The 20,027-nt window shown below is 61.0% G+C and carries 15 protein-coding genes; 11 read left to right on the forward strand and 4 right to left on the reverse strand.

Annotation, left to right across the window (positions count from 1 at the left end; genetic code table 11):
- Nucleotides 1-98: 98 nt before the first annotated feature.
- Both I2I05_RS09575 and I2I05_RS09580 read right to left on the reverse strand, forming a co-directional pair.
- On the reverse strand, nucleotides 99-1,856 hold the full coding sequence (locus tag I2I05_RS09575; protein ID WP_196282003.1) for a M14 family metallopeptidase: 1,758 nt from the start codon (nucleotides 1,854-1,856) through the stop codon (nucleotides 99-101).
- A 96-nt stretch (nucleotides 1,857-1,952) separates the two neighbouring features.
- On the reverse strand, nucleotides 1,953-2,378 hold the full coding sequence (locus I2I05_RS09580) for a DoxX family protein (RefSeq protein WP_196282004.1): 426 nt from the start codon (nucleotides 2,376-2,378) through the stop codon (nucleotides 1,953-1,955).
- Nucleotides 2,379-2,534: 156 nt separating this feature from the next.
- On the opposite strand from I2I05_RS09580, the gene surE reads away from it, so the two are divergent.
- The 10 genes from surE (at nucleotide 2,535) to I2I05_RS09630 (ending at nucleotide 15,312) form a co-directional block, all read left to right on the forward strand.
- Nucleotides 2,535-3,395: a 5'/3'-nucleotidase SurE gene (gene surE, locus I2I05_RS09585; RefSeq protein ID WP_196282005.1), complete on the forward strand. Its 861-nt coding sequence runs from the start codon at nucleotides 2,535-2,537 to the stop codon at nucleotides 3,393-3,395.
- A gap of 117 nt (nucleotides 3,396-3,512) precedes the next feature.
- A complete protein-coding gene (locus tag I2I05_RS09590) occupies nucleotides 3,513-4,103 on the forward strand; it encodes a histidine phosphatase family protein (protein WP_196282006.1) in 591 nt (196 codons plus the stop codon).
- Between the two features lie 69 nt (nucleotides 4,104-4,172).
- Nucleotides 4,173-5,615: a M20/M25/M40 family metallo-hydrolase gene (locus I2I05_RS09595; protein ID WP_230688240.1), complete on the forward strand. Its 1,443-nt coding sequence runs from the start codon at nucleotides 4,173-4,175 to the stop codon at nucleotides 5,613-5,615.
- Nucleotides 5,616-5,825: 210 nt separating this feature from the next.
- Nucleotides 5,826-7,622, forward strand: a complete 1,797-nt coding sequence (locus tag I2I05_RS09600; RefSeq protein ID WP_196282007.1) for a S8 family serine peptidase — start codon at nucleotides 5,826-5,828, stop codon at nucleotides 7,620-7,622.
- 74 nt (nucleotides 7,623-7,696) lie between these two features.
- The gene (locus I2I05_RS09605) at nucleotides 7,697-8,374 is read left to right on the forward strand and encodes a hypothetical protein (RefSeq protein ID WP_196282008.1); all 678 of its coding nucleotides are present in this window, start codon (nucleotides 7,697-7,699) and stop codon (nucleotides 8,372-8,374) included.
- Nucleotides 8,375-8,808: 434 nt separating this feature from the next.
- The gene (locus tag I2I05_RS09610) at nucleotides 8,809-9,354 is read left to right on the forward strand and encodes a hypothetical protein (RefSeq protein WP_196282009.1); all 546 of its coding nucleotides are present in this window, start codon (nucleotides 8,809-8,811) and stop codon (nucleotides 9,352-9,354) included.
- A gap of 89 nt (nucleotides 9,355-9,443) precedes the next feature.
- The gene (locus I2I05_RS09615; protein WP_196282010.1) at nucleotides 9,444-10,052 is read left to right on the forward strand and encodes a DUF4920 domain-containing protein; all 609 of its coding nucleotides are present in this window, start codon (nucleotides 9,444-9,446) and stop codon (nucleotides 10,050-10,052) included.
- Between the two features lie 141 nt (nucleotides 10,053-10,193).
- Nucleotides 10,194-12,296, forward strand: coding sequence for an NAD-dependent DNA ligase LigA (ligA, locus tag I2I05_RS09620; protein WP_196282011.1), 2,103 nt, complete (start codon nucleotides 10,194-10,196; stop codon nucleotides 12,294-12,296).
- A 136-nt stretch (nucleotides 12,297-12,432) separates the two neighbouring features.
- A complete protein-coding gene (locus I2I05_RS21875; RefSeq protein WP_230688241.1) occupies nucleotides 12,433-13,275 on the forward strand; it encodes a rhodanese-like domain-containing protein in 843 nt (280 codons plus the stop codon).
- A 219-nt stretch (nucleotides 13,276-13,494) separates the two neighbouring features.
- Nucleotides 13,495-15,312, forward strand: a complete 1,818-nt coding sequence (locus I2I05_RS09630) for a glycoside hydrolase family 15 protein (protein WP_196282012.1) — start codon at nucleotides 13,495-13,497, stop codon at nucleotides 15,310-15,312.
- An 82-nt stretch (nucleotides 15,313-15,394) separates the two neighbouring features.
- Here the strand turns inward: I2I05_RS09630 and I2I05_RS09635 are convergent, their stop codons facing one another.
- The gene (locus I2I05_RS09635) at nucleotides 15,395-17,569 is read right to left on the reverse strand and encodes a bifunctional alpha,alpha-trehalose-phosphate synthase (UDP-forming)/trehalose-phosphatase (RefSeq protein ID WP_196282013.1); all 2,175 of its coding nucleotides are present in this window, start codon (nucleotides 17,567-17,569) and stop codon (nucleotides 15,395-15,397) included.
- Nucleotides 17,570-17,902: 333 nt separating this feature from the next.
- Nucleotides 17,903-18,826 (reverse strand): polysaccharide deacetylase family protein, encoded by a 924-nt coding sequence (locus I2I05_RS09640; RefSeq protein WP_196282014.1) that lies wholly within the window; start codon nucleotides 18,824-18,826, stop codon nucleotides 17,903-17,905.
- Between the two features lie 131 nt (nucleotides 18,827-18,957).
- On the opposite strand from I2I05_RS09640, the gene dapA reads away from it, so the two are divergent.
- Nucleotides 18,958-19,842: a 4-hydroxy-tetrahydrodipicolinate synthase gene (gene dapA / locus I2I05_RS09645; RefSeq protein WP_196282015.1), complete on the forward strand. Its 885-nt coding sequence runs from the start codon at nucleotides 18,958-18,960 to the stop codon at nucleotides 19,840-19,842.
- The last annotated feature ends 185 nt before the right edge of the window (nucleotides 19,843-20,027 follow it).

Genomic DNA, 20,027 nt, shown 5'->3' on the forward strand with positions numbered 1-20,027 from the left:
TTATTGTAGTAGCGCGTAGCCCGGAATCTGGCCGTTGGGCAAGGCCAATACACTGGCCCAACCCACGAAGCGGCGCTGGCTTGGGCGTGGCGAGCTGCTTAGTTGGCCGCCAGCTGGCCTTGGCCCAGCCACCGCGCCACGGGGTAGCGGTTGAAGCCGGCTTCGTGTTGCGGCGAGTTTAGGTACACCCATTCCAGTTGAGCGGCGCCGTTGCCGGCGAAGGCAGGATTCTGCTTTTTGAGCTGCTCGAGCCGCTCGCGCAGTTGCGGGTTGCGGCGGAGCAGGTCGGCGGCGAGGTCTTCGAACACATAGTCTGAGAAATGCTCTTTCTGCTGCAGCACACTGTCGAAAAAGCCCCAGGCAAAGAAAGAGTCGGTGGCCTGCGGCTCCAGTGTTTCCATTAGGTAGCGGATGGGCGAGTTCGCGGTGAGGTACACCACAAAGTCGCCAGGGTGGAAAGTGGCGGTTTCGGTGGCGGTGCGCAGCTTTATCTGGCTGTGCAGGTAGTGGCCCTCGTAAGCGCGCGGCGAAGTCTTGTAATCCTCGAAATAATAGACCTCCACTGGCGCGGTTACCTCCGCCGTGAGCGGCACTAGCGTGGCCCCGTTGCGGCGTAGTATTTCCGCCACTTCGCCCCAGGCCTGCGGAATAACATAGGCGCTGGGCCGGCGCGCGCTCACGGTTGGTTTGTAGGTGTTGAAGTGCTTCACGGGGCGGGTGAAGGGCGCGGCGTGGTCGTAGTAGAGGCGGGGCTGGCCGCTCACTTCGCTTGGCTTGGTGCGGCCCTCGTAGCCCCGGAACTGCACGGTTTCGTGCTGGGTTTCGTCCAGGGCCCAGGCCAGGGGGAAGGCCGTTTGGGCCGCCAGGGCGGTATTGGCGGCTTCCTTGGCGGCGGCCAGGGCCTGCGACTGCTGCCCCACGGTTTCGAGCATGGTTTTCAGGAAATCATACGTGGCGTGCACGCGGGGCGCAAAGGCCTTGAGCATGTGCGTCTCAGGCATGAAACCGATGGTGTTGAACAGTGCCGCGTAGCCGGTGGAGTAGCGCGGCGTTTCCAGAAAAGCGCGCAGGCCGCTCTCCGGCGTTTGGCCGTCGAAGTCCACGTAGGGCGTCATGGGCCACTTTTTCTGCTCCATGCTTTTGTAGAGGGCCGGCAGCAGCTGGGTTTGCAGGTAGCTGCCCAGCGCCGGAGCCAGCTTGCTGTGCTGGGTGGCAATGAGCGTCATGGTGTACTGGTAGTCGGCCCCGTTGGAGGTGTGGGTTTCGACGAAAACATCGGGCTGCCACTTCTGAAACAGCGCCGCGAAGGAGCGGGCATTGCGCGAGTCCTGCTTGATGTAGTCCCGATTCAAATCCAAGTGCCGCGCATTGCCGCGGAAGCCGTAGGCGGCGGGGCCGTTCTGGTTGGCGCGGGTGGTGGCGTTGCGGTTCAGCATGCCGTCCACATTATACACCGGCACGATGACCACCGTGACGCCTGCGAGCAGCTTGCGCAGCTTGGGCTGCTGCACCAGGTCGCGGGCCAGCATCATGCTGGCATCGATGCCTTCCGGCTCGCCGGGGTGAATGCCGTTTTGGATGAACAGCACGCGGCGGTTTTTGCGCCGCGTGCTGGCTGGGTCGGCGTCGCCGTCAGCCGAAAGCACCACTTCGTGCAGCGGCTGGCCCGCATCGGTGGGGCCGGCCTCGGCCATCTGCAGCTGCTGCGGATACGCTTTTGTCAGCTTTTGATAATAGGCAATGCACTCGGCGTGTGTGGCCGTGGTGTTGCCCCCGCCGGTTTCAAACGGGGTGCGCCATTCGGCGGGTGGGGTGGGCGTGGTCATCAGCAGAGCCGCGAAGAGTAACGTGAGCATGGACGAAAGTAGCGCGCCGCCGTGCTTCGCGTCTCCGCCCGATTCGTCTGCCACGAGCCCGACACCGGGCCGCCGGACCCGGCGGCCCGCTCTCTGCTACCTCAGCCGGCTGCCAAAAAGCCGTTCGTCGAAGCTGTAGCGGCCCGGCCCGGCTACCAGCAAGCCCAGGAACACAAACGCCGATTCCAGCGCGTGCGAGTAGCCGCTGAAGCCGTCGCCCTTGGTAGCGTGCATCACCGTGGCCATAATCATGGTGATGAGCAGGCCGAAGCACGCCAGCCGAAACCAGAGGCCCAAGGCGAGCAGCAAACCGCCGCCAAACTCCGCCAGCGCCGCCAAAAAGCCCCAGAACGTGGGCGCAAACCCCAGCCCGACGCTGTCCATGACACCGCCGATGCCCGCCCAGGCCGTGGGGCCCCCGGCCAGCTTGGGAAAGCCGTGCACCATAAACATGACGCCGAGCCCAACGCGCAGCAGCAGTAAGCCCAGGTCGTGAAAGCGGTAGCGGTTCGTGAAAATCATTGGTTTGAAAAGTAAAGTGAGCGTTTCGGGCTGCTAGTTACAATAGCTCGTCCATAACGTTAAGTCCGGCTCCAAAACAATTTCCAGCCGCCAGCAGTAGGCGAGGGGCCTACCTTTGCGCCTGGCCCGACCGGCTTTACCCATTTTGATGCTTATATGACAGCTTCCCGCCCCCTTATCCTTGTTTCCAACGACGACGGCATCACGGCTCCCGGCATCCGTCACCTGGTCGAAATCGTGCACGCCCTGGGCGCGGAAGTGGTGGTAGTGGCCCCCGATGCTCCACAGTCCGGCATGGGCCACGCCATCACCATCGGCCAGGCCCTGCGCCTCACCAAAAACCCCGTTTTCGGTCCCGATATTGAGGCCTACGAATGCTCCGGCACCCCGGCCGACTGCGTGAAAATCGCCAAGCACTACGTGCTGAAGGACCGCACGCCCGATTTGGTGGTGTCCGGCATCAACCACGGGTCCAACGCGTCGGTGAACGTGCTGTATTCCGGCACCATGTCGGCTGCCATCGAAGCCGCCATTGAGGGCTTGCCCGCCGTGGGCTTTTCGTTGTGCGAGTATGGCCCGCAGGCTGATTTCTCGCACGTGGCCGAGTGGGTGAGCCAGGTGTGCCGCCACGCGCTGGCGCACGGCATTCCCGTGGGCACGGCCCTCAACGTGAACATCCCCAAAAACTCCGAAACGCCCATCGCCGGCTTGCGGCTGTCGCGCCAGGCCCGCGCCAAATGGCAGGAAGAGTTTGACCGCCGCCTCGACCCGTACCAACGGCCGTACTATTGGCTGGTGGGCTCGTTCGTCAACCTCGACCACGGCACCGACACCGACGAGTGGGCGCTGGCGAACAATTACGTGTCGGTGGTGCCTTGCCAGTTCGACCTCACTGCGCATCCCGGCCTGGAGCAGCTCAGCACCGATTGGCAGCTCCCCATGCCCGTAGCCGCCGAAGTGCCCGCCCCGCCGCAGCCCGTGCCTTCCGGCGACTACGGTCCTGCTTCGCTGGGCTAATCGGTTTCGCTGATAGTGGATGCTGCCGCGGCAGCTTCCGGCGGAGGCGCTTTGCCGATAATGATTTAATTTGTGGAGCAATCCAACTCCGCGTTCTCTTTCTTCAACACATTTTCCATGACGGTACGCTTCTTTCTCAATTTCTTTTTGCTAGCCGGGCTGGTCATTTTGGGCTGCTCTGGAGCCCAGGCGCAGGCCCGGTCGCAGGGCAAAGCAAAGCCGCTGGTTACCACCATTTACCTGGTGCGCCACGCCGAAAAAGACACCGTCAATAATCCGAAAGACCCGGCTTTGTCGGCGGTGGGCGAAGTGCGGGCCATTGCCTTGCGCAAAGAACTAGCCCGCCGCAAGCCGGTGGCCTTATTCACGACCGATACCAAACGGACGCGCTCCACGCTGGCGCCCCTGGCTGCCGCCGTCAAAGTAGAGCCGCAAGTGTATAACCCGAGAGAAACCACGACCCTGGCGCAGCGGCTGCGCCAGGAATACATGGGAAAAACGGTGGTGGTGGTGGGGCATTCCAACACGCTCATTCCCTTGATTGAATCCCTGGGTGGAAGCTCCCCGGTCGAGCAAATCGGTGATAACGAATACGATTACCTGTTCACCGTCCGCATCACCGAAGGGGCGCTGCCCACAGTGGGGGTGCAGGGCTACGGCCCCGAGCGCCGCCTATTGCCCGCCGACAAAGTGCCTGCCGTGCGCTAGGCGCACCGGGCCACGTACTTTCGCGCTTAGCCCCTGTTTCGGGGCGTCACCTTCTGCTTTATGAACAAGATGAATTCTGCCGCTTGGTCCCGGCGCACCGCCTTGGCCACGGCGGCCTTGATGGCTAGCCTGGCGCCCGCCCATGCCCAAAGAGCCGCCAAAGCGGCCAAAGCGGCAGCCACCGCCAGCCGCGTAGACCTCACCGATTCGCTGGCCCTGCGCAAAATATTCGATGAAGCCTTGCTGCGCGGCCAGAGCTACGAAAACCTGCGCTACCTCACCGGCACCATTGGGGCGCGGCTTTCGGGCTCGCCCCAGGCCCAGCAAGCCGTGGAGTGGGGCAAGCTCACCATGGAAAAAGCCGGATTCGACCGCGTTTACCTGCAGGAAGTGATGGTGCCGCACTGGGTGCGGGGCAGCAAGGAGCGGGGCGAAATTGTAGGCAACAAGGGCAAGGAAATCAAAGTGGCCTTGTGCGCTTTGGGCGGCTCGGTGGGCACCAACGGCAAGCTGAAGGCCGGCGTGGTGGAAGTGCGCAGCTTCGATGAACTAAGAAAGCTGCCCGAAGCAGCCGTGAAGGGCAAGTTCGTCTTCTTCAATCGGCCTTTCGACGATGCCCTGATTGAACCCGGCACTGCCTATGGCCGGGCCGGCGACCAGCGCCGCAGCGGCGCCATTGAGGCCGCGAAGCGCGGGGCGGTGGGCGCCCTGGTGCGCTCCCTCACCAGTGCCCGCGACGACAATCCGCACACGGGCAACATGAGCTACGACCCGGCCGTGACCAAAGTGCCAGCCGCTGCCCTGAGCACCCTAGCCGCCGACCAACTGAGCTTGTTGCTGAAGGCCAACCCCGGCCTGGAGTTTGAGTTGCAGATGGAATGCCAGACCCTGCCCGACGAGAAAAGCTACAACGTGGTGGGCGAAATAAAGGGCTCCAAATACCCGGAGCAAATCATTACCGTGGGCGGCCACCTCGACTCCTGGGACTTGGGCCAAGGCGCCCACGACGATGGCACCGGCGTGGTGCAAAGTATGGAAGCCGTACGCTTGCTGCGCGCCACCGGGTTCCGGCCCGAGCGGACGGTTCGGGCGGTACTCTTTATGAACGAAGAAAACGGCAACCGTGGCGGCATCGAGTACGCCCGCTTGGCGGCCTTGAACAAGGAAACGCACATCGCCGCCATTGAGTCGGACGGCGGCGGCTTCACGCCCCGGGGTTTCAATGTCGAGTCCGAGCCCGCCATCATGGCCAAAATGGCGGTGTGGGGGCCACTGCTACAGCCCTACCACGCCAACAGCCTCACCGCCGGCCACGGCGGCACCGACATTGGCCCGTTAAAAGAGGCCGTCAAACCCAAAGCCCTTATCGGCTACGACGGCGACTCGCAGCGCTACTTCGACATCCACCACACCGCCGCCGACACCTTTGACAAGGTGAACAAGCGCGAGCTGGAATTGGGCGGGGCCAGCATGGCTTCGCTGATTTATTTGCTGAGTAAATACGGTTTGTAAGAGCGATTTATCGGCCAATAATTCAATTGTTAATTGAACACAATAGGGCTGTGTGGCTTCGAGTATTTGCACTAATACACAAGGTTGCAGTAGCAGACCCAGTTGAGATTTTAGGGAACACATAAGGCGCAGAAAAGGCCGGTGGATACGGCCTGATAATGCCGGAACAGATATCGTGTGAAAAAGTATTGGGTATGCCTGTTAGGAAGTTTGGGGCTGCTTGCCGGGGCGGAGGGGTCCTATGCGCAGCACCCAACTTCGGCGACCGCCACGCGCTACTGGGTAACGCTGGGTGATAAACATGGCGTTCGCTTTGACCCCCGCCAGTACTTTTCGCCAGCGGCGCAAGTCCGCCGGCAGCGGCAGCAACTGCCCGCTTTTGAAGTCAGTGACCTCCCCGTCCGGCCCGATTACCTCGCCGGTATCACGGCGGTGGCAGACACGGTAACCTTGGTAAGCCGGTGGTTTAATGCCGTGGCCTGCCGTGCCACTCCCAGCCAGGCGGCTGCCCTCAAGTACCTGCCCGGAGTGGTGGATGTAATGGCCTGGCCCCAGGCCGCAGGCGGGATAGCCGCCTGCCTGGCCAACAGCTCTCGTGGTGATGAGCCCACTAATCCGCCGCTCAAGGCGATTTCGGCCAATGATTACCTGCTGGCCCGCCGCCAGACGGCGCACCTTGATGGCCCCGCCCTGCGAGCGGCCGGGCTGGAAGGCAACGGCGTCCGGATTGCCGTGTTCGACGTCGGATTCCGTGGGCTGCTCGAGCACCCGGCTTTTCAGGAGTTGGTATCAGGCAAGCGCATTATCGCCACGCATGACTTCCTTAAAAACCGCGACGACGTGTACCAGAGCGGTAGCCACGGCACAGAAGTAATGGGCTGCCTGGCGGGGCGGCTCCCGGCGGCGACAGGCGGCGCGCCGGGCCCGGCGCTGGGGCTGGCCCCGGCCGCCGAATACCTTTTGGCGCGTACCGAGCAGCTGGGCCGCGAGCGCTACGCCGAGGAAGAGGCTTGGCTGGCCGCTGTGGAGTGGGCCGACCGCCTCGGGGCGGACATCATCAATTCATCGCTGGCATACACGGAGCAGCGGTATTTTCCGGAGCAGATGAATGGGCGCCGCAGTCTAGTTTCCCGTGCGGCAAACATGGCGGCCCGCAAGGGCATCTTGGTGGTGAGCGCCGCCGGCAACGATGGCGACAACGATTGGGTGCGCATTGGCACCCCGGCCGACGCCGACTCGGTGCTGGCCGTGGGCGGCCTTGACCCCGAAACCGGGCTGCACGTGGATTTCAGCTCCTATGGCCCCACGGCCGACCGGCGGCCCAAACCGAACCTGGCCGCCTTTGGCATTGTGCTCACCACCACGGCCCGGGGCTACGAGCGGTTGGAAGGCACGTCGTTTTCGGCCCCGCTGGTCGCGGGGTTTGTGGCCTGCATGTGGCAGCAGAAACGGGACGCGACGGCCATGGAGCTATTCAAAGAGCTGGAGAAATCTGGCGAGCTGTTTCCTTACTTCGATTATGCCCACGGCTACGGCCGGCCCCGCTACCAGCACACGGGGCTGTCGAATCGGTCGTCCAGCTCGGCGGCAACTGGTCCCACGTTCGATTTCATGCCCCACGATAGTCTGGTGGCCGTAGTTATTCGGGCAGATGCCGCCTTGCGCCCGGCCGAGCTGCTGCCCATGATGGTAGAGCAGAGTGGCGTGGCCGTGCAAGTAGTACCCGTGGTGCCGGCCGACCCCAAAGCCCCGGCCGGGGCGCCGGTGCCATCGGTGGGGCGGGAGTTACCAGTGCCAGTAGGCAATGCTCCCTCGGCGCCCCTGCCGGAACCCAACTATCCGTCTTACCTCTACTGGAACCTGGCCGACCGGCGCGGGGTGTTGCACCGCTACGAGACCCGAGCCGTGACCCAGCGGCTGGTGGTGCAGGTACCGCGCCGCTTGCTGCAGAACGGGAACGTGCTGAGCGTCCATTTTAAGGGATATACCGGTACGTATTCGGAATGATAAAACTCTCCTATACGGCCCACGGCCGTGCGTTTAGTATGCTTTCGCGGTTGGGACTTTGTCTAGCACTGGCGATGGCCACCTGCCCCCGGCAGGTGCGGGCCCAGCAAGTTCTGGTGCAGGCCAACGTGGCCGATGACACCATAAAAACGACCTTTGGGGCCAATCGCCGCTACTTTGGGCATTTGTATTTGGGCTATGGGCTGTTGGCCGGCTCGGCCGGCAAGGGGGCGGCCGTTCGGTATGGGCTGGGCTCGTCAGAAGTTCGGGTGGGCGGGCGGCTAAAGTTCCGCTTGACCCAGGCGCTGGCCTTTAATCTGGATTTGGGCTATGCTTACGGGCGCTATGAGCTAGCTCAAAATGAGCAAAAAGTGGTACCCAGCCCTGTTTTGCACATCCGCGAAACGCTGGGGCAGCACCAGGTTTTTTCCGAAGCTAGCTTGCGCTTTAATGCGGGCCGACGCGGCAATTCAGTGGGCCGTTACCTCGACCTACTGGCTGGGTGCGGCTGGCTGGCTGCCACCAACCACGTAACCAAAGACGAGCCCGCGCCCGGCATTAGCTCCGTCGAAACGACCGAATCCGGCCTGCCGTACCTGCGGCGCTGGACCGGCGGGGTAGGCGTCCGGCTGGGCATCGACCGCTATGCCTTGGTAAGCCGCTACCGTTTTTCTACCGCTTTTAGCGATGATTATGCTGCCTGGCCCGAACTGCCCCGGTGGTTGGTGGGCATTGAGGTTGGCTTGTTTTAAGGGCGCCAGCTAGCCAGCTGTGCCGCGTTTGTGAACCAGCGGGTAAGTAGAGTAGGGTTGTCTTTAACGCCGTGTCCGTCATACATTGGCGGGCTTAGGGAGCGGCGGCCCACCGCGTGCGGCCTGTCGGCAAGCTGGAGTTCTGCCGTGGCTGAATGGCTCATTACCAAGAGACACTTTAATGCCAAAGCAGATTGCCTTTTGCGATAGATTGCTAAAAATTCCAACCTATCGTTCAGGCTTTCGCGTAAAATCCCTGTTTGGCGTTTCTGCTAATATTACTTATCAGATATTTACGTCCGCATTTTCCCACCTTATCTTCGTGTGGCAACAACTGTTTTTTGTGCTGCGCGCCATTTTTTATGAAAACTTCTTCTCTTAAAATTACTGCTCTTGCATTGGTTGCTGGCGGACTCACTCAGCTCACGTCCTGCGTGAGCACCGAACGCGAAGTCAGCAGTTCCAGCGTTGACCCACGCACCACGTACACGCCGCCCGTGGCCGGCGACCGCACCCGCGTGAGCGGCAAAACGGTTTTGAACACCGTGAGCCGGACCCACAACTTTTCCAGCCCCGATACCAAAGACAACTTCATTCTGCAGTTGCGCGGCCCGCGCATCCTCACTGCGCAGGCGCATCTCATCGTCACGAGCAGCACCGGCGATACCCTGCGCCACGAAGTATTGCCCGCGCGTGCCCTCATCAGCGAGCAAGCCCTGAGCGACCCCCAAGCGTCGACCGTGCGCGAGAAGGAAATTGCAATTCTGCAAGGCATGAACAATTTCTTTGCCGATGGCCACTTCTCGCAGCCCGCCTTGCCGGCCGATGCCCAGCAGCCCGCCGAGATGGATTCCAAAACTTGGTCTGCGCTACGCGAAGACACCTCTATCGTCGGCTTTGATTACGTTGGGGCCGGTGGCACCGAACGGCGGATGGCCTACGTTCCTAAGCTGCGCAAAGCCGTGGTTATTAATCAATGAACCATCGATTTTTGCTTGGATAGCAGCGTTGCGTTAGTAGCAGCTTGTTGATGTGTTTATAAAAGCAGCCTTTTTCATTCTGTTGAGCCATGAAGTTTATTCTTTCTTTTGCCGCCGTATTAGTCGTCATTCTGCTTTACATCCGCTTCGTACCATCGGCGCCCATCAACCCGGTGCTGCCCGTGGATGGAGCGCAAAAAGAGGTAAACGGCCACAACGCCGAGGTGCCGCCGGGCGATGAGGAATCCCCGACGACGGAGGAGGAAGCGGAGGAGGGGGCCAGCACCAGCGTGCCGCCTGCTGCCCCCGGCCAAACCTACGGTGCCGCCATTACGCCCGCGGGCGCCCTGCCGATGAGTGCCATTGCCACCGCGCTTGGCACCCGCGATTCGGCTCAGGTGAAGCTGGTGGGCAAAGCCACCGCCGTGTGCCAGGCCAAGGGTTGCTGGATGACCCTGCCTACCGCGGACGGCAAGCAGATGCGCGTTCGGTTCAAGGACTACGCGTTTTTCGTACCCAAAGACCTCACCGGGCGCAGTGTGGTGGTGAGCGGCTGGGCGCACCGCAGCACCGTCACCAAAGAAGATTTGCAGCATTACGCCAAAGACGCCGGTAAATCCAGCCAGGAAATTGCCGCCATCACCCAAGACGAGCAGCAGCTCACTTTTATGGCCGATGGTGTTTTGGTGCAGGACTAGAGGTTAGGCACTGAAACTGAAAGTAGTAGAAAGGCCACCCGCTGAGGTGGCTTTTTTGGTTTTATCGCTCGTTTTGAAACGCGGGCGTAGCTTGCGGCATTAGTTAAAATGACCCGTTTGGCCACGTTCGGCTCCCTGCTCATGTCCGATTCTTCCGCTGTTCAGCAACGCGTTCTGGTTCTCACCGAGCAGTTGCACCACCTCAATCACCAATACTACCAGCTCGATATTTCGGAAATTCCGGACCAGGAATTCGACCAGTTGCTGGCTGAATTGCAGCAGCTCGAAACCGATTATCCAGACTTGGCCTTGCCCAACTCGCCCACCCGGCGGGTGGGCGGCACCATTACCAAGCAGTTTCCCACGGCCTTGCACCGCTACCCCATGCTCAGCCTGGGCAATACGTACTCGGAAGACGACCTGCGGGAGTTCGACGAGCGGGTGCAGAAGGGCTTGGAGGGCGCGCCCTATACCTACGTCTGCGAACTGAAGATTGATGGCGTGGCCATGAGCCTGCGCTACGAGCACGGCCAACTTACCCAGGGCGTAACCCGCGGCGACGGAACCCGCGGCGATGTGGTGACGGCCAACGTGCGTACCATTCGCACGCTGCCACTGGCCCTGCGCCCCGGCCCCGACCGCCCCGAGGACTTTGAGGTGCGCGGCGAGGTGTTTATGCCCCTGCCGGTTTTTGCCGAGCTGAACGCCGAGCGCGAGCAAAACGGCGAAGCCCTGCTTGCCAACCCCCGCAATGCCACAAGCGGCACGCTCAAGCTGCAAAACTCTGCCCAAGTAGCCGCCCGCAAGCTGCGTTTCTACGCGTACTCACTCCTAACACCGGGCCGCCATTTCACCACTCACAGCGCGGCACTCGAAGCCCTGAGTCGCTACGGCCTGCCGGTTTCGGATACCTGGCGCCGTTGCGCCAACATCAACGAGGTGCTGGATTTTGTGCATTATTGGGCCAAGCAGCGCTTCGATTTTCCGGTGGCTACGGATGGCATTGTCATCAAAGTTGATGACTTGCGGCAGCAGGACCAGCTAGGCTATACCGCCAAAAGCCCGCGCTGGGCCATTGCCTACAAGTACCCGGCCGAGGCCGCCCGCACCCGACTTAACGACGTGATTTACAACGTGGGCCGGACCGGAGCCGTGACGCCGGTGGCCGTGCTCACGCCCGTGGCGCTGGCCGGCACCGTGGTCAAGCGGGCCACGCTGCACAATGCCAATCAGATTGAACTGCTCGACCTGCGCCTCGGCGACTTGGTGTACGTGGAAAAAGGCGGCGAAATCATCCCCAAAATCACGGGGGTGGACTTGAGCGCAAGGCCAGCGGGGGCCATCCCCATTCAGTACCCTACGGCCTGCCCGGCCTGCGGCACGGCCTTGGTGCGGCCCGAGGGCGAAGCCCATTTTCGCTGCCCCAACGAGCGGGGCTGTCCGCCCCAGCTCAAGGCCCGGCTGGAGCACTACGTGTCCCGCAAGGCGCTGAATATAGACGGCCTGGGAGCCGAAACGGTGGGCCGCTTCTTTGACTTGGGTTTGGTGGTAACGCCCGCCGATATTTACCAACTGCCCGCCCGCCGCGCCGAACTGGTGACGTTGGAGCGCATGGGCCAAAAGAGCATCGACAACCTTATTGCGGGCATCGAAGCCAGCAAGCAGGTGCCGTTTCCGCGCGTGTTGTTTGGGCTGGGCATTCGGTACGTGGGCGAAACCGTGGCCCAAAAACTGGCGGCGCACTACCGCACCATTGACGCGCTGATGGCCGCCTCCGCCGAGGAAATGGCCGCCGTGCCCGAAGTAGGCGGCGTAATAGCGGTGGCCGCCGCCCAGTGGTTTCAGCAGCCCGAAAATAGGGAGCTAATTGAGCGCCTGCGCCAGGCCGGAGTGCAGCTGGTGGTGACCGGCGAGGCGCCCGTGCCGGCCTCGGACCGCTTGGCGGGCCTCACGTTCGTTATTTCCGGGGTGTTTGAGCAGCACAGCCGCGACGAGCTGCAGCAACTCATTATTTCGAATGGGGGAAAAATAACCGGGTCCATCAGCAAGAAGCTGAGCTACTTGGTGGCCGGCGAAAACATGGGACCCGCAAAACGGGAGAAGGCACTGGGGTTCAAAGTGCCCATTATTTCCGAAACGGATTTAATGGCTCTGCTGCCCAGCCCCGAAGAAGCTTCCCTTCCCAATGACTTACCCGAGTCTGCCCCATTGGCCGGTCCGGGCCGGCAGGGTACACTTTTCTAGGATAACAGGGAGTGTAGACGAGGGTAAGGGCATCAGCCACAGAAATATCCTCCTGCAAAACAGGAAAAAAGATAATTCGGCTGAATTATTGTCTAACGACATAAATCCCCGATATTGGACCTCTATTTTCCCATTCATGCGAATTATTACGTTATCAGTACTGCTGCTCGCCCTGGGAGGGGCATCCCTTTCAGCGGGGGCACAATGCCTGTCGCTTGATGAATTATTGAGTATTGGCGCGGCACCTGCGGCTTTGGTATCGCCCCAGGTCGTCACCCAGCAATTATCTGCTGATTGGACATATCATGCCCCCAACGCATCTGCGCGGGAAGCTTCCTGGACCTTTCCAGCGGCCGACGGCGGCACCGTGGCCACCTCCCGGCTCAATGTGCGGGCACAGCGTCCCGGCCAGGACGTGGTGCTCAAAACCACCCAGGCCTCGTGCGTGCGGCAACTCCGCAGCGAGCTCAAAAGCCATAAGCTGGAAGCCCAGCCCGTGACGTGTGCCGGCTGCGAGGCCGTTCGTTTTAAAGGCCCCGATTACGAAGCCACTATTTACAGCCAGATGAAAGGCGACTACCCGTTTGTGGTGGTGGTGCACCAGGGCAATACAGTGATTCAGGAACCGGCCGCCAAGGGCGGCGGCGGCAAGCCGGGCGCACAGGTAGCCCCACCGCTGCCGGCGGTGGACATTGCCATTGCCACAAAATTGCTGGCCGACCCCCGAACGAAAATTCTGGACGTGCGCACTCCCGAGGAATTTGCCGCTGGTCATTTACAAGGCGCAAAGAATCTGGACTTTCGCGCCGCCGATTTCAAGCAACAGTTAAGCCTTCTTGACCCCGCTGGCCGGTATGTGCTTTACTGTGCTTCGGGCAATCGGAGCGGCCGGGCGGCGGTGCTGATGCAGGAGCAGGGCATTGCTTCAGTCACTAATGCGGGTGCCTACGGTGCCTTGCAAGCGGCCGGCGCAAACTGAATAAACAGGCGGCCTGAGGTGCCTTGCCGGCCGGGGCTAACCGGGCCGGCCCTTTTGGTTTTGAAGGAGTCCAGTAAGCTGCCGCTGCACAGGCTGAGGTAACCTGGGCCGCATTACGGCGTATTTCTAGGAAGACCCGGCAGGTGGCTGCCGGGTCTTTTTGCTAAGTGCCCACCGGTGAACATGCCGGCTGGGCCGCTTCATCTTACGCCAATCTGTATGACCTATGAACCCTTGACGCCGGTTGCCCGGCCGGCGAAACACCTCTATGAAATGGGGCTAATCGGCAACTGCGCCTTTCTGGCCCTCATCAATAAGGATACGTCGGTGGCCTGGCTGTGCTGGCCGCGCTTTGACAGCAGCTTCGTGTTTGGCAGTTTGCTCGATGCCCGCAAAGGGGGCGAGTGCAGTATCCGGCCCGCGCGGGGCGGCAGCTTCAACTCGGAGCAGTATTACGTGGAAAACACGAACGTGCTGCGCACAGAAATCACAACGGCCGATGGGCGCTACCGCGTCACGGACTTTGCCCCGCGCTTTTCTCAATACGAGCGGTACTACAAGCCCCTCATGTTTATTCGCAAGCTGGAGCCGCTGGATGGCGCGCCCCGCATACGTGTAGTCTGCGACCCGGTGGGCGAGTACGGGAGCAAGACCCTGAGCCGGCGGCGCAGCTCCAACCACATTGCTTACCTCGGACTGGAAGAGGAAATCCGACTCACTACCAATATTCCGCTCACATATATTCTCGATGAGGAGGATTTTGCGCTGAACGAGCCCAAATACCTGGTGCTGACCTACGGTGCCCCCCTGGAGGCCCCGCTGGAGAGTACCGCCGAGCGGTTTTTGAGTAGCACGGTCGACTACTGGCGCAAGTGGGTGAAAAGCATGAGCATCAGTACTTTTCATCAGGAGCAAGTCATTCGTTCGGCGTTGGCGCTCAAAGTCCACCAGTACGAAGACACCGGCGCTATTATCGCGGCCAGTACCACCAGCTTGCCCGAAGCCCCCGGCAGCACCCGCAATTGGGACTACCGCTATTGCTGGATGCGCGACACGTATTACATCCTCACGGCCTTCAACAACATCGGTCACTTCGAGGAGATGGAGCGGTATTTCCATTACATCGCCAATATTTCGACCAAGGTGCAGGGCAAGTACCAGCCGCTTTACGGCATCAGCGGGGCATCGGAACTGGTGGAGCAGGAACTGGATTTGGAGGGGTACCTAGGCAATCAGCCGGTGCGCATTGGCAATGATGCCTATACCCATGTGCAGAACGATGTGTACGGCCAGGTGCTGGTGGCCTTGCTGCCCTTGTATGTCGACCAGCGCTTTGTAAACCCCGAGCGCACCAACCCCGAAGCCCTTATGTACGAGGCGCTGGGTTTGATTCGGGCCACCATGGACATGCCCGATGCGGGCCTGTGGGAGTTTCGCAACCTGGCGCAGTACCACTGCTACACCTACCTGTTTCACTGGGCCGGCAGCCATGCGGCCCGCAAAGTGGCCCGAGCCCTGGGCAATAAGGCCATGGAATCGCTGGCTACCGAGCTAAACGAAGAGGCCGCCCGCCGCATCGAACAGTGCTACAGCCCGGAGCTGGGGGCCTACACCAATGCCATTGGCTCGCCACACCTCGACGCCAGCACCTTGCAGCTCATCCTCATGGGCTACTTGGACCCCAATTCCGAACGGGCGCGCCACCACCTCGAAGCGTTGGAAAAGGAGTTGAAAACGGCCGAAGGCTTGTTTTACCGCTACCGGCACGCCGATGATTTCGGCACGCCGGAAACCACCTTCCTCATTTGCTCATTCTGGTACGTGGAAGCCCTGGCCGTAGTGGGCCGCACCGATGACGCTATTCGGGAATTCGAGAAGCTCATCGGCTACACCAACCACCTGGGCCTACTCAGTGAGGATGTGGACGCAAAAACGGGTTCGCAATGGGGCAATTTCCCGCAGGCATACAGCCACGTGGGCCTCATGAACGCAGCCTATCGCATTGCCAAGAAGCTGGACCGGCCGGGCTTCGTGTAAGCTGTTTTCCTACTTCAACACAAAAAGGCCCTCGGCGCAATGCGCGCCGAAGGCCTTTTTTATTTTGCAACGTCTACCAAATTTATAGCAGCTGGCGCAGCAGGTTCCGCACCTCCGTGGTGCCGAGCACGTGGAAACGTGCCAGCGACCGGGGGGCGCTGCCCACTTTCACGGTGTAGGCTTCGGGGGGCAGGGCGCGAAAGGTGTCCTCGTCGGTTCGGTCATCGCCGAGGGCTAGGATAAAGTCGGGGTGATGCGTGCTGACCCACCGCGCTGCCGCCGTGCCTTTGTTGATGCCCGCATTCTTGATTTCAACCACCTTATTGCCTTCCAATACCTGTAAATCAGTGTTCGAAGCCATGAAGGTGAGGTGGCTCATGAGCTCGCGGGCACGGCCCGCGGCCAGTTCGGCATCGGCGCGGCGGTAGTGCCACACCAGCGAGTAGTCTTTTTCTTCGATAAAGGAGCCCGCCGTGCGGCTCACGTACAGCTCCAGCACGGGGCGGATATCCCGCTTCCAGTCCGCCCGCAGTTCTTGGAACAGGGTCCATTCCTTGCCCGCCAGCCGCAGCCACACGCCGTGCTCGGCAATGAAGTCGAGCGGCAAATGGCCCAACCAGTTTTCCAGCGTCGCCCGGTCGCGCCCGCTGATGATGACCACTTGGTTATGTGGATTGTCGGTGAGGGCCCGGAGCAAGAGGCGCAGCTCCTGGTCGGGCTGGGCCCGCTGGGGGTTGGGATGAAAGGGCGCCAGCGTGCCATCGTAATCCAGCAGAAGGAGCCGGCGCTGGGCCGTGCGGTATTCGGTCACCAACTTCTGCGTTCCCTCGGGCGTGAGCATGGTGGTGGCCAGCGTGAGCTGTTGCCCCTTGGCGTAGGCCAGGCGGTCCATAAACAACTTGGTCCAGGCAAAAATATCGTACTGTCGCACCAGGGTTTGCATGTTGGCCATGCGGGTGATTTGCTCGTCTTCGGGCATTACCAGGGCTTCGTGCAAGGCCTCGGCCAGCTGCCCGGTATCGGTGGGGTTGATGATGAGGGCGTCGGACAGTTCGCGGGCGGCCCCGGCCCGCTCGCTCAGGATGAGCACGCCGCGCTGGTCGGTCTTGCTGGCCACAAATTCCTTGGCCACGAGGTTCATGCCGTCGCGCATGGGCGTCACCATGGCTACTTCGGCCAGGCGGTAGAGGGCGGCCAGTTCCTCCAGTGGGAACGAGCGGTAGAAGTAATGCACGGGGTTCCAGCTGATGGTGCGGTACTGCGCATTGATGCGGCCCACCAGCTCGTCAATCTCCTCTTTGAGGGACGCGTATTGGGCTACTTGGTCGCGCGAGGGCACCACCACCATCAGCAGGCTCACTTGGCCGCGCCACTCGGGGTAGCGCTGCAGCAGCAGCTCGAACGCCCGCAGCCGCTGGGCAATGCCTTTGGTATAATCGAGCCGGTCAATGGAGAGAATAACCCGCACATCGCGCAGTGCCTCGCGGTATTCCTGCACGTGGGCTAGGGCCTGCTCCGAAACCGCCGCGTCGGCGTAGCGGCCGTAGTCGATGCCCATGGGGAAGGCGTCGACCAACACGGTTCGCGTGGGGGTTTCTACCTGACCGTTTTGGCTGGGCAGGCCCAGCAGTTGCGATACCGCGCTGAGGAAGTGCCGCATGTAGCCAAACGTGTGAAAGCCGATGAGGTCTGCTCCGAGCATGCCGCGCAGCAGCTCATCGCGCCAGGGCAACACCCGAATCAGCTCGTACGACGGAAAGGGAATGTGCAGAAAGAAGCCAATCGTAGCATTCGGCCGGGCTTGGCGCAGCATCTCGGGCAGCAGCAGCAACTGGTAGTCGTGCACCCAAATGGTGTCGTCGGGGCCTGTTCGGGCCAGTACGGCTTGGCAAAACTTCTCGTTCACTGCCTTATACGCTTGCCAGAGCGCATCATCATACAAGGCAAGTTGGGCAAAGTAATGGAAGGTAGGCCAGAGCGTTCCGTTGCTAAAGCCCTCGTAATAGTCGCGAATTTCCGCCTCGGTGAGAAACACCGGGGCCATGCTGTCCTCGGCCAATTGTTCCCGCACATATTCTTCCTCCGATTCATCCTGCACGTACAGCCCGGGCCAGCCGACCCACACATTGCCATCGGCCCGGTAAATAGAACCCAAACCCGTGGCCAGGCCGCCCTCGCTGGGCTGAAAAGTAAGGTTTTCCTCGGTGCGTTGAATTTTTATAGGTAGGCGGTTAGAAACGATTACAGTTCTGGGCATAGCACACAAATAAGTTGGTTAACCCGTGGGTTTACGGCAGAAAAAGCCATTTAGCCGGCTTTTTCTGATAATGAGGGCGGCCAGGTTGGGAATTAAGGCAGGGCAAACAAAGAGTTCTGGTGCTCCGAGTCGGCGTTATTTAAGCGCTGAATCGCCCGCTTTAAATTAATTTCCTCACCCGGTTGCAAACACGAAAAAGCCCCGGCCTTGCAAGCCGGGGCTACTCTTAAAAACAGTAATGACACGGATGGCAGGGATTATCAAACCGCTACCCTTAAAGGCACTTGCTAACCCGAACTCTTCCCATTGAAGGCGGTATGTACCGCGCCCAATTTAGAACGACTGCACGATGCTGTTGTGCAGGGTGCGGGGGCTCCAGTAGCCGCTAGCGATGATGCGGCGGATGGTGAAAAGCGGGTCATTCTGGTCGCGTTTCTCAGCTAAGCTGAAAGCTGCCACGAAGCCCCGCGACTTCAGCTCCGGAAACGCTTGGGCATTCCAAAGACCAAAGGGATAAGCGAAGTAGTTGATTTTCTTGCCGGTGATTTCCTCCAACGTCTTAGTTGGCTTCTCAATTTGGGTCACCCAATCCTGGCCCTGGTATTTCTTCACGTTGTGGTGGTCCCAGGTGTGCGAGCCGATAACGTTGCCCTCGTCGGACAGCTGTTTGACGTGCGCTTTGGTCATATAACGGGGGCGGCCGAGGCTCACCGTCATCACGAAGTACACTGCCTTGTAACCGTACTGCTCCAGGGTGGGACGGGCGACCGTAAACTGGTCGAGGTCCGTATCGTCGAAGGTGAGCATGATGGGCTTACTTGGCAACTTGGCCCCCGTGGTCATGTAGGCATACAACTGGTCGGGCAGAATGGTGTGGTAGCCGGAATCGGCCAGCATCTTCATCTGCGCCTTGAACTGAGCCACCGGAATGATGTAATCCTTAGCGTTTTTTGAGTCGCGGGCTGTCCAGTCCCGAATCTGGTGGTAGCACAATATTGGAACCTGCGGCCGGGCCAGAATGGCCGCGGCATTGCCGGTGCTGCTGGCCGGAATGGCGCTGGGGTCGGGGGCGGGCGTGGCGTTGGCCTCGTCGGTAGCGGTGGCGCTGGTGCCGGAAGTGCCGGCCTCGGCCGGGGCGCCGGCAATGGCTTCGACGGTGGCGGAGCTGGTGCCGGCCTCGCCCAAGGTCGCGGTTTTAGAATCGCAGGCGGCCACAGCAAGGGCCGCCAATAGGAGGGATGCGGAAGAAAATTTCATGGGGAGTAGGCCGCGTCGCACGCGTCCGCCGGGTGGGGCAGCTATAAAAATGGGTGAAGTAGCCGGGGCGGCATGCCGGGCGCGTGCGACGCGCCCCTACCTTTGTACAAAACTAACCCCTAACCTCCTGCATGAACAACTCTGGCACCCGTCTTCCTGCTTTTCATGGCACGGGCGTGGCCCTGGTCACCCCCTTTACTGCTGATTTCGCCGTGGATTACGCCGGCTGGCGCCGCTTGCTTGATTTTTGCATCGAAGGCGGCGTGGAATACTTGGTGGTAAATGGCACCACCGGCGAGTCGCCCACTACAACCGCCGATGAAAAGGCCGAGCTCCTGCGCGTGGCCAAGGAGCAGGTGGCCGGCCGGGTGCCGCTCGTCTACGGCATCGGCAGCAACGACACCGCCGCTGCCGAAGACTTATTCCGCACCACCGACCTCACCGGCATTGCCGCCGTGCTCTCGGCTAGTCCGGCCTACAACAAGCCCACGCAGGCCGGCCTCATTGCCCATTACCAGCGCCTGGCCGATGCCAGCCCCGTGCCTGTCATTCTCTACAACGTGCCCGGTCGCACCGCGTCCAACATCAGCGCCGAAACCACGCTGCGCTTGGCCCAGCATCCCAACATCATCGGCATTAAGGAAGCCAGCGGCAACATGGAGCAGTGCCTGGCCATTGCCGCCAGCAAGCCGGCCGATTTTCTGCTGCTTTCCGGCGACGACATGCTCACGCCTGCCCTCATTGCCTGTGGGGGCGAGGGCATTATTTCGGTGCTGGCCAACGCTTTCCCGCAGCGCTTTTCAGATATGACCCGCGCGGCCCTGGCCGGCGACTTTGCCGCGGCTCGCACCGGCCTGTTCCAGCTGCTTCCGTTGAACCCCCTGATGTATGAAGAAAGCAACCCCGTGGGCGTGAAAGCCGCGTTGGAAGGCTTGGGCGTGTGTGGCGCGGCCGTGCGGCTGCCGCTGCTCGAAGGCACCAACGGCCTGAAAGAGCGGATTAGAAGGGTGCTTTAAACCGCTAGGCGCTTTTGTTAAGCGTATTGCATGACTAAAGCCCCGGCGGCATTCCCTAACATAGTTAAGGGAGCGCCGCCGGGGCTTTGCTTTGTCTCAACATTCACGTGTACTACTCCCCAAAAACTGGACAGTTTAGGCGGGGTTTGTTAAGCAAATTGAAGTAGGGTTGAAGGTAGGGGTTT

The organism is Hymenobacter jeongseonensis (genome assembly GCF_015694725.1).
Lineage (GTDB): Bacteria > Bacteroidota > Bacteroidia > Cytophagales > Hymenobacteraceae > Hymenobacter > Hymenobacter jeongseonensis.